This window comes from Flavobacterium sp. ACN2 (assembly GCF_002303885.1).
In the GTDB taxonomy this organism is placed as follows: Bacteria; Bacteroidota; Bacteroidia; order Flavobacteriales; family Flavobacteriaceae; genus Flavobacterium.
Genome location: NZ_MRCM01000018.1, coordinates 69013 through 83032, shown reverse-complemented (window position 1 = coordinate 83032; position 14020 = coordinate 69013). Strand labels below are relative to the sequence as shown.

The 14020-nt window shown below is 32.5% G+C and carries 13 protein-coding genes; 4 read left to right on the top strand and 9 right to left on the bottom strand.

Annotation, left to right across the window (positions count from 1 at the left end; all coding sequences use genetic code 11):
* Positions 1 to 18 precede the first annotated feature (18 nt).
* The 8 genes from BSF41_RS19545 to menD all read right to left on the bottom strand — a co-directional run bounded on the left by BSF41_RS19545 (position 19) and on the right by menD (position 9265).
* The gene (locus tag BSF41_RS19545; protein ID WP_095931182.1) at positions 19 to 1062 is read right to left on the bottom strand and encodes an o-succinylbenzoate synthase; all 1044 of its coding nucleotides are present in this window, start codon (positions 1060 to 1062) and stop codon (positions 19 to 21) included.
* An 84-nt stretch (positions 1063 to 1146) separates the two neighbouring features.
* Positions 1147 to 2385, bottom strand: coding sequence for a M48 family metallopeptidase (locus BSF41_RS19540; protein WP_095931181.1), 1239 nt, complete (start codon positions 2383 to 2385; stop codon positions 1147 to 1149).
* 160 nt (positions 2386 to 2545) lie between these two features.
* On the bottom strand, positions 2546 to 3223 hold the full coding sequence (locus BSF41_RS19535) for a metal-dependent hydrolase (RefSeq protein ID WP_095931180.1): 678 nt from the start codon (positions 3221 to 3223) through the stop codon (positions 2546 to 2548).
* A 30-nt stretch (positions 3224 to 3253) separates the two neighbouring features.
* Entirely contained in the window at positions 3254 to 4216 is a 963-nt protein-coding gene (menA, locus tag BSF41_RS19530) for a 1,4-dihydroxy-2-naphthoate octaprenyltransferase (RefSeq protein ID WP_095931179.1), read from the bottom strand.
* Between the two features lie 107 nt (positions 4217 to 4323).
* Complete coding sequence (locus BSF41_RS19525; protein WP_012024845.1) at positions 4324 to 5157, bottom strand: 1,4-dihydroxy-2-naphthoyl-CoA synthase; 834 nt, start codon at positions 5155 to 5157, stop codon at positions 4324 to 4326.
* Positions 5158 to 6145: 988 nt separating this feature from the next.
* Positions 6146 to 7000, bottom strand: a complete 855-nt coding sequence (locus tag BSF41_RS19515) for a S1 RNA-binding domain-containing protein (protein WP_095931177.1) — start codon at positions 6998 to 7000, stop codon at positions 6146 to 6148.
* A gap of 170 nt (positions 7001 to 7170) precedes the next feature.
* A complete protein-coding gene (locus BSF41_RS19510; RefSeq protein WP_095931176.1) occupies positions 7171 to 7512 on the bottom strand; it encodes a DUF2853 family protein in 342 nt (113 codons plus the stop codon).
* A 91-nt stretch (positions 7513 to 7603) separates the two neighbouring features.
* Entirely contained in the window at positions 7604 to 9265 is a 1662-nt protein-coding gene (gene menD / locus BSF41_RS19505) for a 2-succinyl-5-enolpyruvyl-6-hydroxy-3-cyclohexene-1-carboxylic-acid synthase (protein WP_095931175.1), read from the bottom strand.
* Between the two features lie 177 nt (positions 9266 to 9442).
* Between menD and BSF41_RS19500 the strand changes: the two genes are divergently transcribed.
* Both BSF41_RS19500 and BSF41_RS19495 read left to right on the top strand, forming a co-directional pair.
* Positions 9443 to 10618, top strand: a complete 1176-nt coding sequence (locus tag BSF41_RS19500; RefSeq protein WP_095931174.1) for a thioredoxin family protein — start codon at positions 9443 to 9445, stop codon at positions 10616 to 10618.
* A 16-nt stretch (positions 10619 to 10634) separates the two neighbouring features.
* A complete protein-coding gene (locus tag BSF41_RS19495) occupies positions 10635 to 11132 on the top strand; it encodes a GNAT family N-acetyltransferase (RefSeq protein WP_095931173.1) in 498 nt (165 codons plus the stop codon).
* Positions 11133 to 11347: 215 nt separating this feature from the next.
* Here BSF41_RS19495 and BSF41_RS19490 read toward each other — a convergent pair whose 3' ends face one another.
* The gene (locus BSF41_RS19490) at positions 11348 to 11935 is read right to left on the bottom strand and encodes a glutathione peroxidase (RefSeq protein ID WP_095931242.1); all 588 of its coding nucleotides are present in this window, start codon (positions 11933 to 11935) and stop codon (positions 11348 to 11350) included.
* Positions 11936 to 12701: 766 nt separating this feature from the next.
* Between BSF41_RS19490 and BSF41_RS19485 the strand changes: the two genes are divergently transcribed.
* Together BSF41_RS19485 and BSF41_RS19480 are read left to right on the top strand one after the other, a co-directional pair.
* On the top strand, positions 12702 to 13232 hold the full coding sequence (locus BSF41_RS19485; protein WP_095931172.1) for an RNA polymerase sigma factor: 531 nt from the start codon (positions 12702 to 12704) through the stop codon (positions 13230 to 13232).
* Positions 13232 to 14020 (top strand): anti-sigma factor domain-containing protein, encoded by a 789-nt coding sequence (locus tag BSF41_RS19480; protein WP_095931171.1) that lies wholly within the window; start codon positions 13232 to 13234, stop codon positions 14018 to 14020. Before BSF41_RS19485 ends, BSF41_RS19480 begins: the two co-directional genes overlap by 1 nt.

Sequence of the window (14020 nt, the reverse complement as noted above, 5' to 3'; positions counted from 1 at the left end):
TCAGAGATTTTACCTTTGTCACTCTGTACCTTTGAACCTTTCCCAATTCTTAGAAGAATTGTACCAAAGTTTTCCATTTTTTACTTCAAGTGGGCAATCTATATTATTAGTATATAATGCTCCGGTTCCTAAACCTTGTGGCATATCTGAATTTAAAGTAAAGGTCCATTGTGCAATAGCATTCAATCCGATATTGCTTTCTAATGCCGAAGTAATCCACCAGCCAATATTATTTTTTTCTGCTAGAGTAATCCATTCCTGAGTACCACGGAAACCGCCGATAAAGCTTGGTTTTAAAATGATGTATTGGGGTTGAATTTCTTGAAGCAATTTTTCTTTTTCTTCAAATGAAAACACTCCAATAAGCTCTTCATCCAACGCAATTGGAAATGGAGTTTGTTTGCACAATTCTGCCATTTCTGAAATATGGCCTTTTTTAATTGGTTGTTCTATGCTATGAAGCTGAAATTGATTTAATTGATTCAATTTATTTAAAGCCTCTATTGAAGAAAAAGCACCATTAGCATCTACTCTGATTTCTATTTCTTCTGCAGAAAAATGGCTTCTAATATATTGCAATAATTCTAATTCTTTATTGAAATCAATAGCGCCAATTTTAAGTTTTATGCAGTTAAAACCGTCGGCCAATTTCTCTTCTATTTGCTGTTTCATAAAAGCAGCTTCACCCATCCAGACTAATCCGTTTATAGGAATTGAAGCCGTATTTTTTGTAAAATCTGAAGGAAATAAAATGTGTGGGTTTTCGCTTTTAAGAGACAAGAAAGCCATTTCTAAGCCAAATTGAATAGAAGGAAATTCTAATAAGGTATACCAAATTTCCGTTTCTCCTAAATGAATGTTATCGCAAGTCCATTTTAGTTTTTCTTCGTAGTCCTCACGGTCATCTGCACTTAAGCCACGAAGTATACCGCACTCTCCTATTCCTTTTTTGCCATTTTCTTCCAGAATTATAAACCAAGTTTCTTTCTCGGTCATAATCCCTCTTGAAGTTCCTGACGGACGTTTAAACTCTAATAAATACTTTTGATAGGATGCTTTCATTTTTTTTAAGATGCTGAGTTGCTAAGATACTGAGCTGCTAAGCTTAAAAAAAAGACTTTAAGAAGTACTTCATAGCTCAGAAACTTAATTGTATAATTTTAAGACTTTTTCAAAATCTTTTGTTGGCAAACCTGCTTTTTCAAATGCTGCAAAGTCTAATTTTGTTTTGGCAATCCAGCTTAAGCTATCGGTTACATTTTGTGTTTGGTATTTTTTGTAAATGGCTTTAGCAGCACTATAATCATCGCTTACCAAATAAGTATGTGCTAAATTTAATTTTACCAATAATTCGGTATCATCCAATTTTTCGCCTTCTACAAGCACTTTTAATGCTTTTGCATATTGTTTGGTTAAAATATAGCAATAACCTAAAGAACTGTAATCTAATGCAGTTGCTTTGCCTTCGCTCACAATCGTGTTTAATTTTGGAATTGCCTCGTTGTATTTTTGAGCTTTAATTAAAGAAGCAACTTGCGTTCTCAAATCGTTGAATACATTTTTAGAAATATCGGCATCTTTGTAACAGCTGTTTCCAAAATCTTTGTACACTTTTGTCTTTTCTACGGCTAATAATTTTTGAAACTCGTCGTAACGATATTGCTTCATAATTTTATTTAAAATGCAAACACAGAAATCATCTGAATTGGCCATTTTTTGTGCCATTGTAGACGTTTTGCACAAACTTATAATTTCATTTTTATTGTCTTGATTCCAACCACGGCTTAATTTAGTATCAACCCAAGGCACCACTTCTATAACAACTTTCTGACTCAAGATCCAATTTTTGCTTTCAAAGCCAAACCAAATAGTGCTAATATCTTCTTTTAAACAAGAAGATTTGTTTACGGATAAACGTTTGGCATCTTTGCTTACAGGTTCTGCTTGAGAATAGCAAGCATTGTCAATTTTACCATCTGCAATATATTTTTTAGCATTTTCATTAGATGTAAAAATCGAATAAGTGCATTTGTCATCTCCTGAAATTTTTGACATCAGAAAAACAGCGCCAGCCGAACCCTGACTTACTCCTGTTGGATCTGGAATTGCTTTTAACAAAGAGACCAAACTATTGGCCATTTCTTGGTTTTTGTCTAAAAGAGTGATTCTATATACAATTTCTGTAGTTCCAACCGGCAAATCTTCTGTTGGTATAGAAATTCTATCGCGCGCAGGAACCATAATTTCTTTGGTTGTAGCGCGTTCTTTGTCCCAATAACCGTCTTTTTGTGCAAACGCATTACTGGAAATTGCGATAAATAGTAAGAATAGAATTGGTTTGAAAGTTGAATTTTGTGATGATGCTTTAGTTGCCACTGATTTCACAGATTAAAATGATTTTTACTTTAAAAAACTTTAATTCAATTAACATAGATTATGCCAAATAACTTTCTTATGGAATTGAGTGCCCTAGCCCCGATAGTAGCGATATCCTTTTGTGGCGGGGTTCGCCACAAAAGATATAGCGTATAGCGGGATTAGCTTCTTATAATTCAATAGAATCTCCGATTGGTAAAAGCATTAAATCTTTTCCTTTATCGAAAAATTTGCGGATTGCTTCTTCATGATTGATTTCGATATAGCCAAAAGTGTCAAAGTGATATCCTAAAACTTTGTCACATTCTACAAAATCTGAAGCAATAATAGCATCTTCAACATCCATTGTAAAATTGTTTCCAATTGGAAGAATTGCTAAATCTAATTTTGTACGAAGCGGAATCAATTTCATATCGTAAGTCAAAGCGGTATCTCCAGCGATATAGATATTTTTATGTTCTCCTTCGATTACAAAACCTCCAGGATTTCCTCCGTATGTGCCATCAGGAAAACTGCTTGAGTGAATTGCGTTTACATATTTTACTTTTCCGAAATCAAATTTCCAACTTCCGCCGTGATTCATTGGGTGAGAATTGAATCCTTTTTTTGCGTAATAGCTTGCAATTTCAGCATTAGAAACAATAACTGCCTTTGTATTTTGAGCAATAGCCTCAACATCTAAAACGTGATCGGCATGCGCATGCGTCAATAAGATATAATCGGCTTTTATGGTACTAAGATTGATTGATGCTGCTTGCGGATTTCCGGTAATAAATGGATCCACAATGATATGTTTTCCTCCTACTTCAATTCCTAATGAAGCATGTCCGTAGTATGTAATTTTCATTTTTTTACCTTTTAAATTAAACGTTTATTTTTATCTACCTCCCAAAAAGAGGTTTACAATGATATCTGAAATCAAAGAAATCATACACACTGTAAGTAGTATAGAAAGTAAGAACGTGCTTAATGCCAGTTTCTTTAATTCTGGATCTAATAATTTTGGATCTTGATTTTTGTAAACCGTAATTAAATGTTTTGTCAACGGAATATAAGCCAATAAAAATAAGTATTGGTCGAAGTTGTAATCGCTTAAAATAGCAAATACAACTACTAATACCATTGCAGTAATGATTAGGAAAAAGTGATAGTTTTTAGCTTTTTTAGCTCCTATCTGCACTACAATTGTATTTTTACCGGATTTTTTATCCGATTCCTGATCGCGCATATTGTTTAGGTTTAAAACCCCAACACTCAATAATCCGATTGCAACGGCTGGAAGAATCAAAAGCGGATCAACTTCTTTTGCGTACAAAAAGTTTACTCCTAAAGTACTCACTAGTCCGAAGAAAATGAAAACGAATACATCTCCAAATCCTCTATAACCGTAAGCAGAATTACCAACAGTATAACGAATTGCAGAAACAATAGCCGCGATTCCTAATAATAGAAAAAAGATTGAATATCCGAAATTGTCTTTTCCGAAAGCAAAATAAATTAATGTGATGGCAGACAATAAAGTTAAAAGCGAAGTAATAATAATGGCTTTTTTCATTGCCTGAGGCGTAATAACACCACTCTGAATAGCGCGTTGTGGCCCTACTCGATCAGCATTATCAGTGCCTTTTACTCCATCGCCATAATCGTTTGCAAAATTGGATAAAACCTGTAATCCTAACGTTGTCAATAGAGCAAAACCAAAAACTTTCCAGCTGAATACTTCTGTTGGAGTGTTAATCGTTTCTGTTGGATTTGACAATGCATAAATACTTCCAACTATAATTCCGGAAACTGATAAAGGTAATGTGCGCAGTCTAGCGGCTTCAATCCAATGTTTCATTTTTATTATTTTAGATTTTAGAATGTAGATTTTAGATTTTTAAAAATTCTGATTTTAGATTGCTTGAATATCACATCTAAAATCTAAAATCAGAAATCTACAATTTATTATGGTAACCACTTATTTTCACCGAAGTTTGGTTTTCTTTTCTCTAAGAAAGCGTTTCTTCCTTCTTTTGCTTCTTCGGTCATGTAAGCTAAACGAGTTGCTTCTCCTGCAAAAACTTGTTGTCCGACCATTCCGTCGTCTGTCAAGTTCATTGCAAATTTCAGCATTTTTATAGATGTTGGTGATTTTTGAAGAATTTCCTGTGCCCACTCGTAAGCAGTAGCTTCTAACTCGTCATGTGGAATTACAGCATTTACCATTCCCATTTCAAAAGCTTCTTGAGCAGAATAATTTCTACCTAAAAAGAAGATTTCACGAGCTTTTTTCTGACCCACCATTTTAGCCAAATATGCCGATCCGTAACCACCGTCAAAACTTGTTACGTCTGCATCAGTTTGTTTAAAAATGGCATGTTCTTTACTTGCAAGCGTCATGTCGCAAACTACGTGCAAACTATGTCCGCCACCTACGGCCCATCCTGGAACCACTGCAATAACTACTTTAGGCATAAAACGGATTAAACGCTGTACTTCTAAAATATTTAAACGGTGCTGTCCGTCGTCTCCAACGTAACCTTGGTGTCCACGCGCATTTTGATCTCCACCGCTGCAGAAAGAATAAACTCCGTCTTTTGTTGAAGGCCCTTCAGCTGAAAGTAAAACTACACCAATCGAAGTATCCTCTTGTGCATCATAAAAAGCTTGGTATAATTCTGAAGTAGTTTTAGGACGGAATGCATTTCTAACATTAGGTCTGTTAAAAGCTATTCTCGCTACTCCATTGCATTTTTTATAAGTTATATCTTCAAATTCTCTGGCTGTAATCCAATCCATTTTGATTTTTTGTTTAAAAATAATTATAGGGTAAAAATAAATCATTTTTACTACTTTACCTACTCAATCGCTCTTAAGTCTTTGCTAAATTGACTTCTAATGTTAACAATTGGTATTTACTTACAAAAAATAACATTTTTTAACATTAGTTTAGAAAAATAATAATTAATTTTACACCCTAGAAATCAATGAGATACAAAACATTTCAAAGATTTCAGATTGATTTTCTTTCACTGATTTATTAACCTAAAAAATGATTTTTTTGAGAAAATTTAAAAAATTTGTCGCTCATTTTTTTAGGGTTTTAAGTAACAAACCTCAATTAAAGGAGCAAATGATTTATGTGTTTGTCGAAACTTCAAAAAGAAAAAAGTAACACCTAAGGTTAAATGTTAGAATTGTCTATTGATTAGTATAGAAATGATAACGAAAAGAGGAAAAAAGTACTAATTCACAACTTTCTAAAAGTTATTTTATAAAACCAATGGATGAGCCGTGAAATTCTCTTTTTTGCTTTTAAGATAGGTGCATTGATTATTTAAAAGACATACCATCGATGGGACGATCTCTAAAATACGTAAAGCCATTGTCCTGAGATGAATTCGAATTATTTTATTTCTGTTTTTTTTTAATTACAATTTTTTTTAAAACTGAATAAAAAGCGAAAGGCTGCTTGTAATGAGCAGCCTTTCGTGTTATAATAATTTTGCTAGCGCAAAATAAATTCCAAATTTTAAATTCCAAATTCCAATGGATTGCGTTGAATCAGTCTTGGAATTTGGAATTTAAAATATTAGGATTTGATTTATCAGATAAATTCCGTCTTCTTTATTTTCTGTTTTTTTTTAAACTGAATAAAAAGCGAAAGGCTGCTTGTAATGAGCAGCCTTTCGTGTTATAATAATTTTGCTAGCGCAAAATAAATTCCAAATTTTAAATTCCAAATTCCAAGTATCAATTGGAATTTGGAATTTTTTAATTGGAATTTCTATTCTTTTACCAGATAAATTCCGTCTTCTTTAATTTCGATCAGTTTTTCTTTGTATAAAGAACCAATTGCTTTTTTGAATGACTTTTTACTCATTTTCAAAACTGTTTTAATGTCTTCTGGATGAGAATTATCGTTTAAACGAAGGAAACCTCTACTGGCTCTCAATTCACTTAAAATCTTCTCTGCATTGGGCTCGATACTCTCAACGCCTTGAGGCTGAAGCGCAACATCAATTTTGTTATCAGGACGAATGTTTTTGATATAACCACGCATTCTGTCGCCGGTTCTTATCGAATCATCATAAACTTCATCTTTGTACAAAAGACCTTTATGACGTTCGTTTATAATAACATTAATTCCCATATCGGTAATATGAGACACGATTAAATCTACTTCTTCGCCTTTTTCAACCGTCAACTGGTCATTACTCAAAAATTGATTGGTTTTACTTGAAGCCACCAAACGATTGGTCTGTGTGTCTAAATATAAATAAACCAAATAGCGTTTTCCTTTTTCCATCGGACGCGCTTGTTCTTTAAACGGAACCAAGATATCTTTTTCCATTCCCCAGTCCATAAACGCACCAACGTTATTAATGTAATTTACTCTCAAAAGAGCAAACTCATTAAGTAAAATGTACGGAACCAAAGTTGTCGCAACTGGTCGCTGTTCATGATCTAAGTAAACAAAAACGATTAATTCTTCGCCAATTTCAAATACTTTTGGTACATATTTATTGGGAAGCAAAACATCGTGAACGCCATCTGGATCGTTTTCAGGATCTCCTAAAAACAAACCAACTTTGGTGTCACGCAATATAGTTAGGGTATTGTATTTTCCTATTTCTAGCATTTTCTAAATATTCTAAGTTGATTATACAACTAAGTTTGTGAGGTGCAAAGGTACGAAGTTTGGCATCGTACAAAGAAATTAATTTAACAAAACTTAATTTGTAGGTAAAAAACAGAAAATCCCTTTATAAGTAGAACTTATGAAGGGATTTTAAATTGCATCAAACTTAATTACTTGAAGATGCTTTCTTTTTTAAAATGTACAGTCAGTAAATAATAAACAACAGCTCTATATTTGTGTTTATTAGATTTTCCATATTTTTCCATAACGGCATCAATTCCTTTGTCTAAATCTGGACCACTACTTAAACCTAATTTCTTAATTAGAAAGTTGTTTTTTACAGTATCCAATTCTGATTGTTGCGAAGAAGCTACTGTAGAGGCATCATCATTATAAATAGATGGGCCACAAGCAATTGTGACTTTTGTTAATAAATCTACATCAGCTGTAATACCGCATTTCTCTTTTAAATCAGTAGTGTACTTTGTAATTAATTCTTCTCTCTTGCTCATAACTATGAATGTATTTGGTGAATAATGCGCCAAATCTATAGCTAAAGAAGCAATAAATCAATAATTTTAACAAAATTTTTCTTTCAAAAAATCAATATAGGTATTTAAAATACTGCTTTAAAATCTGATCATTCTCCAATGTTGGCGTAAATACTTCCAAAATTGCTGGAACATCATCTGAACCATATAAGGATTTGATTCCGCTTTCTAAAGATTCATTGTCTTTTGCTGCATAATAATTAAAATTATACATCTTAGCCAAATGCTCCGCTGTAAGATTATGAGAGGTTTCAAAATACGTATTGAAAACAGGTTTTTCTTCATGTCCGGGCAAAATTCTAAAGATTCCTCCTCCTCCATTATTTATTAGAATAATTTTGAAGTTTTTTGGAATGTATGAATTCCATAAAGCATTGCTATCGTACAAGAAACTAATGTCTCCAGTAACAAAAACAGTTTGCTTTTTATTTCCAACCGCTGCACCAATTGCTGTAGAAGTGCTTCCATCAATTCCGCTTGTTCCGCGATTACAGAAAACCTCAATAGAACTATCAATATCGATTAATTGCGCATAGCGAATTGCAGAACTGTTGCTAATTTGCAACAAACTATTTTTAGGAAGTGATTCTATTACTTTTTCGAAAACTTTAAAATCAGAAAAATCAATTTTACTTAAATATTCTTTTCTTCTCTCTAATCTCGTTTGGTAAACGGCATCTACATTTTTAAAATAATTGCTTTTTACAAAAGAGGTTTTTGAAAGCAGGTTTTTAAAGAAATCATTGGGCTGCATCTCAAAATGTTTTGTCAATGCTCCAAATGTATCATACGCTCTTAAAGTATCAATATGCCAATGGTGTTCTGGTTTGTATTTTCTTAAAAATCCTTTGATTCTTTTTGAGACAACCATTCCTCCAAAAGTGATTAAAACTTCAGGGTTAAACTTCTTAAAATCAAAATCATCAAAAGGAGTAATTAAAGTATCTATTGAATTGATAAAACTAGGATGATGTAAATTTGATGTTGTTTCTGTCAGTACAACAATTGACGGATCTGAAGCTAAATTTTCAATAACTTCTTGATCAATTGCATTTGCTTCGTTAACTCCTACTAAGATTAATTTTCGCTTTGCAGTATTCCAAATAGAAACTATTTCGTCGCTATTTTCTATTGCTAAAGGAAAAGCTTCTGGCTCGGGATTTGTAATTTTGGGCTGTACAGAAAGCTCTTCTGTTGTTTCGTATAAAGGTTCTTCAAAAGGCGCGTTAATATGAACTGGTCCTTTCTTTTGAATTGCCGTTTCAATGGCCAAATTGATTTTCAAATCATTTTCTTCTGAAGCATCTTCGGTCAAATTTGCATTAAAAACGGAATGATTAGAGAAAACATTTTCTTGACGAATCGTTTGTCCGTCACCAATATCAATTTTACTTTGCGGACGATCGGCAGAGATTACAATTAAAGGAATTTGGCTGTAAAACGCTTCCGCGAAAGCGGGATAATAATTCAATAAAGCCGATCCTGAAGTACAAACAATTGCAGTTGGCTGTTTAGTTTGCTGTGCAATTCCTAGAGCAAAAAAAGCGGCACATCGCTCGTCTGCAATACTATAACAGGTAAAATTTGAATTTTGAGCAAATCCGATAGTTAACGGTGCATTTCTAGATCCTGGAGAAATTATAATATTAACAATGCCTTTGGCAGATAAAATTTCGATAATGCTTTGTGCAAGCGCTATTTTGGGGTAAATCATTCCGGTCGTGTATTACTTTTTTCAAAGAAAAATCCTTATTTAATCTTTCTTTCTCTTGCTTACAAAGTTACAAACTTCGCACTTGATTTATATTATAATTAGGAATATATTAAGGCTCTTTCTCAAAAAAGGGGATATATTTGTAAAATCGAATAATTAATAAAAGCCAGCCTTATTATGCGTTTCTTATTTATACTTTTTTTATCTGTTACTTTTCAAACCATAACTTCTCAGAATCAATTTGTTCCTGTTGATGTTCCGTACAAAACAGCTTTAGAAAATGCAAAAAAAGAAGGAAAACCACTTTTTGTAATGCTTTATGCCGATTGGTGTCCGCATTGTAATTTAATGAAAACCGAAGTTTTAAGCGATCCCGCTATTATTGATTTTTTGAATAAAAATTATGTATGCACGTATAAAAATATTGAAAAAGAAGAAGGAATTGCTTTAAAGAATAAATTCAATACAAAATCACTTCCTACTTTTTTATTTCTTGACGGCAATGAAACGCTAATTTATGCTCTGAAAGGAGAAATGAAAAAAGCGGAGTTTCAAAATGAATTGCGTTATGCTTTAAATCCGAAAATGCAATTACCATATTTAGAAAAGGAGTTTCTTGCTGATCCAAGCAATTCTGATAAATTCTTCACGTATTTAAATACTCTAAAAAAAGGAAAAGACAGAACTGAGTTATCAATACCAACTCACGTATATTTGAATACTCAAACGGATAATCAATTGGTTAGCGAATTAAACTGGAGAGTTATAGCCAACGGTGTTACGGATATTAAATCTAGAGAATTTCAGTTTGTTTTAGACCATCAGAAGGAATTTGCTGCTGTAGCATCTCAAAATCGCGTTGACCGTAAAATTGAAAGTATTGTAAATGAATTGCTTCGTCCTTTGGTTGATAATTTAGATACGGTAAACTATTATAAACAAAGGGAAATTGCCAAATCTATCCGATTGCAAAAAACAGATTCTTTGGTTTTTAAATACGATTTGACATTAGCAGAAAGAACTGAAAAGTGGAATTTCTATAAAAAAGTTACTCTTGAAGATACTCAGAAACTAGTTTGGAACGATGCTAGTTTTTTAAAGGACATCGGAAATACTTACTTTAAACATATTAAAGACACTGAAAGTTTAAAAAAGGCTATTTCTTGGGTGGATCGCTCTTTAGAATTAAATGATTCCTACGACGGAAACTTACTCGAAGCTAAGCTTTACAATAAAATAAAGAATAAGAAAAAAGCTTTGGAATACGCCAAAAATGCCAAAGCCATTGCTAAAGAAATGGATTGGAACTCTAAAGAAGTAGATGTTCTATTGGCTGAACTGAATACCAAATAAATCACAATAATTACCAATGAGCATTATTTTAAGACCTGCAACCACAAACGATTTACAAAAGATTCTAGAAATTGTAAATCACTCTATTTTACATACAACCGCTAATTATAGCTACGAGATTCAAACTTTGGAAGTTCAGACCAAATGGTTTGAAGATAAAAAAGCTAAAAATCTTCCTGTAATTGTAGCCGATTTAGATGGCGAAGTAGTTGGTTTTGGAAGTTATGGGCAATTTAGAGAGAAAATAGGCTATCAACATACCGTAGAACATTCTGTCTATGTAGTGGACAATGTTATAGGAAAAGGAATTGGTTCTAAACTTTTGACAGAATTAATTTGTTTAGCAAAAGAACAAGGTTATCATGTTATGATTGGCGCAATTGATGCTGATAATGCAGGAAGTATTGCTTTTCATGAAAAATTTGGATTTATCGCTACGGGCACGATTCGTGAAGTTGGCTACAAATTTGACCATTGGCTGGACTTGGTTTTTATGCAGCTTATTTTAGTTTAACCGCAAAGTTCGCGAAGCATTACGCAAGGTTCGCAAAGTATTTAAAAACTCTGTTCCTTTGCCTTTGTATCTTTGGAACTTAAAGTTTTTGTTTTATTAACCGCAAAGTACGCAAAGTATTTAAAAACTCTGTTCCTTTGTATCTTTGTCCCTTTGAAACTAAAAAAAAAAACTCAAATTTGAAAATTTCAAATTTGAGTTTTTTTTTATGCTTTTTAGCTTTTAATCCAATTAATAACTTCAGGTTCTGTAACTAAAGTTTTTGGTTTAATTACTTTAACCAATTCCCCTTTTTCGTTGATTAGGTATTTTTGAAAATTCCATTCCACTTCAGAATCTTGCAAACCATTTCTAGATTTCTCGGTTAAGAATTTATACACTTCACACATATCACTTCCTTTAACAGAAACCTTGTTCATCATCGGGAAAGTTACACCGTAATTCTGCTGGCAGAATGTTTCGATTTCTTTAGCTGTCCCAGGTTCTTGTGAAGCAAAATTATTTGCCGGAAATCCAACAATTACAAAACCTTTATCTTTATATTCTTTGTAAACCGCTTCTAAATCTTTGTATTGCGGAGTTAAACCGCATTTTGAAGCTGTATTAACAATCATGACTTTTTTGCCTTTTAAAGAAGCAAAGTCAAAAGTATCTCCTGATAAATCTTCTACTTTAAATTGATAAATTGTTTCTTTAGCCATGGCTTTATCTTTTTTAGATAATTTGTTTGTATTAGTTTGAGCATTTAATCCTGTTGCTGACAAAAGAGCTGCTCCAAATAGCATTAATATTATTTTTTTCATCTGATAATTTTTTATAAAATTAGCTAAAATCCATTTCACAAAAACTATTTTAAGTCTATAATTTTTGCCAATCAAAAGTTAAATAAAAAATTGAAGCCTAACGTTAATCAGACGTTAGGCTTCCCCCCATACAAACAAATCAAACCATGAATTAATTATTATGTAATCTTTTATAAATTATAGTTGATGACACTCGGTTATGTCGAAAATTTCTTCAACCCCCATATGTCAAACGTCTTTAAAAAAAATCTCTTATTGGCTTGTATGATGAAAACTTAAATCCTAAAATTGTCGAATGACCTATTAAAAAAATCTTCTTTTTTTGGAAGTCCGAGTGCATCAACTATTTAATATTTTTAAACTATTTCGTTATCAATTCTTATACTAATAAAGCTCGTTAAAGCATCTTTCAAAAATTCACTTTCAGAAAAACTGATCAGTGTCAAAACTGTTGTTAATCCAACTATTAATATTCTGACTATTATTTTGCTATCCATATGTCTATAATGCTATTATAACAACAGTTTTTCGATTTTCTATAACTCTATTGAGATTTTTCTGGCCTTATAAACTCATTTACGTAATTGGATTGTTTTTGGTTTTAAAAAAAATGAAAAAAAAATGCATTTTTTTCTTGAAGCCTTTGTTTTCTTAGGTTTTTCGCTATTAAAAAAAATATAAAAGTGAGAGAAAAATAATTTAACTTTATAACAGGTTAACATATAATGCTTCAATTTCTAATGTTTAAACTTAAAATTTCTAATCTATGAGTCAAGAAGAACTGCTAGTTTTAATTTACAAAAAGGACGAAAAAGCTTTTACCCATTTGTACGATATGTATTCAAAAAGCTTGTTTTCTGTTATTCATGTCCTAATCAAAAATCGAGAAGAAGCAGAAGATGTTCTGCAAGATGTTTTTGTCAAAATATGGAAAAACATCGATTCTTATAATGAAAGTAAAGGTCGTTTTTACACCTGGATCATTAATATTGCCAGAAACACATCGATCGATAAACTTCGTTCTAAAGACTATAATAACACCCAAAAAAACCTTTCCTCAGATAATTTCGTAAATCTGTTAGATGAGAGTAATAAATTAAGCCACAAACTCGATGCAATTGGAATTCAAGAATTCGTAAAGAAACTGAAACCAAAATGTATCGAAATAATTAACCTATTATTCTTTAAAGGATATACCCAGCAAGAAGCTTCAGAAGAATTGGCACTGCCACTGGGGACTATCAAGACACAAAACAGAAACTGTATTAACGATTTACGTAATTATTTGAAAGTATAATGGAAGCACAAGAATATATAGAATCAGGAATTTTAGAGCTATACGTTTATGGCTTACTGAGCGAAAAAGAAAATTTAGAAATAGCAGAACTAGCAAAAAAGTCACCCGAAGTTGATCAAGAAATCATTTCGATAGAAAAAGCTATAATTGCACTTTCGTCGAGCTTCTCTCCTTTCCATTCTGTGGAAAATTTTGAAAAAATTAAAGCTCGTCTGGAGCTTAAGCACGGAAAAGTAGTCGAACTGAAACCAACTTCAAACTGGTCTCAATATGTCGGTTGGGCCGCTGCCGTGCTGTTATTGCTAGGTTTAGGATATCAGACTTTAGAATTAACAAAAACTAAAGAAGCAATCTCGACTGTTGGAAATGAAAAAAATAAAATTCAGCGCGAATACGCTTTCTTAGATCAGCAGAATAAACAAACTGAAAAAAATCTAAGTATCGTAAGAGATATTAAAAATACCGGAGTAACTCTTGGCGGTCAGGCCGTTTCTCCAGCTTCTTTTGCAAAAGTATACTGGAATAAGCAGACTAAAACAACTTATATTGATGCCGCAGGTTTACCAGATCCTCCAAAAGGAATGGTTTATCAGGTTTGGTCTTTAAAGCTAAGTCCTGTTCTTACGCCAACAAGTATTGGTTTACTGGATGATTTTGAAGGAAATAAACAAAAAATCTTTGCTGTAAGCCAAACCGATTCGGCTGAGGCTTTTGGAATTACTTTGGAGCCAGCTGGCGGAAGTCTAACACCAACAATGGAACAACTTTATACTTTAGGAAAAGTTTAA

Excerpts from the sequence above, each read along its gene's own strand:
- BSF41_RS19545 (WP_095931182.1), bottom strand. The coding sequence starts at position 1,062 with ATGAAAGCATCCTATCAAAAGTATTTATTAGAGTTTAAACGTCCGTCA.
- BSF41_RS19535 (WP_095931180.1), bottom strand. The coding sequence starts at position 3,223 with ATGAAAATTACATACTACGGACATGCTTCATTAGGAATTGAAGTAGGA.
- menA (WP_095931179.1), bottom strand. The coding sequence starts at position 4,216 with ATGAAACATTGGATTGAAGCCGCTAGACTGCGCACATTACCTTTATCA.
- BSF41_RS19525 (WP_012024845.1), bottom strand. The coding sequence starts at position 5,157 with ATGGATTGGATTACAGCCAGAGAATTTGAAGATATAACTTATAAAAAA.
- BSF41_RS19515 (WP_095931177.1), bottom strand. The coding sequence starts at position 7,000 with ATGCTAGAAATAGGAAAATACAATACCCTAACTATATTGCGTGACACC.
- BSF41_RS19510 (WP_095931176.1), bottom strand. The coding sequence starts at position 7,512 with ATGAGCAAGAGAGAAGAATTAATTACAAAGTACACTACTGATTTAAAA.
- menD (WP_095931175.1), bottom strand. The coding sequence starts at position 9,265 with ATGATTTACCCCAAAATAGCGCTTGCACAAAGCATTATCGAAATTTTA.
- BSF41_RS19500 (WP_095931174.1), top strand. The coding sequence starts at position 9,443 with ATGCGTTTCTTATTTATACTTTTTTTATCTGTTACTTTTCAAACCATA.
- BSF41_RS19495 (WP_095931173.1), top strand. The coding sequence starts at position 10,635 with ATGAGCATTATTTTAAGACCTGCAACCACAAACGATTTACAAAAGATT.
- BSF41_RS19490 (WP_095931242.1), bottom strand. The coding sequence starts at position 11,935 with ATGAAAAAAATAATATTAATGCTATTTGGAGCAGCTCTTTTGTCAGCA.
- BSF41_RS19485 (WP_095931172.1), top strand. The coding sequence starts at position 12,702 with ATGAGTCAAGAAGAACTGCTAGTTTTAATTTACAAAAAGGACGAAAAA.
- BSF41_RS19480 (WP_095931171.1), top strand. The coding sequence starts at position 13,232 with ATGGAAGCACAAGAATATATAGAATCAGGAATTTTAGAGCTATACGTT.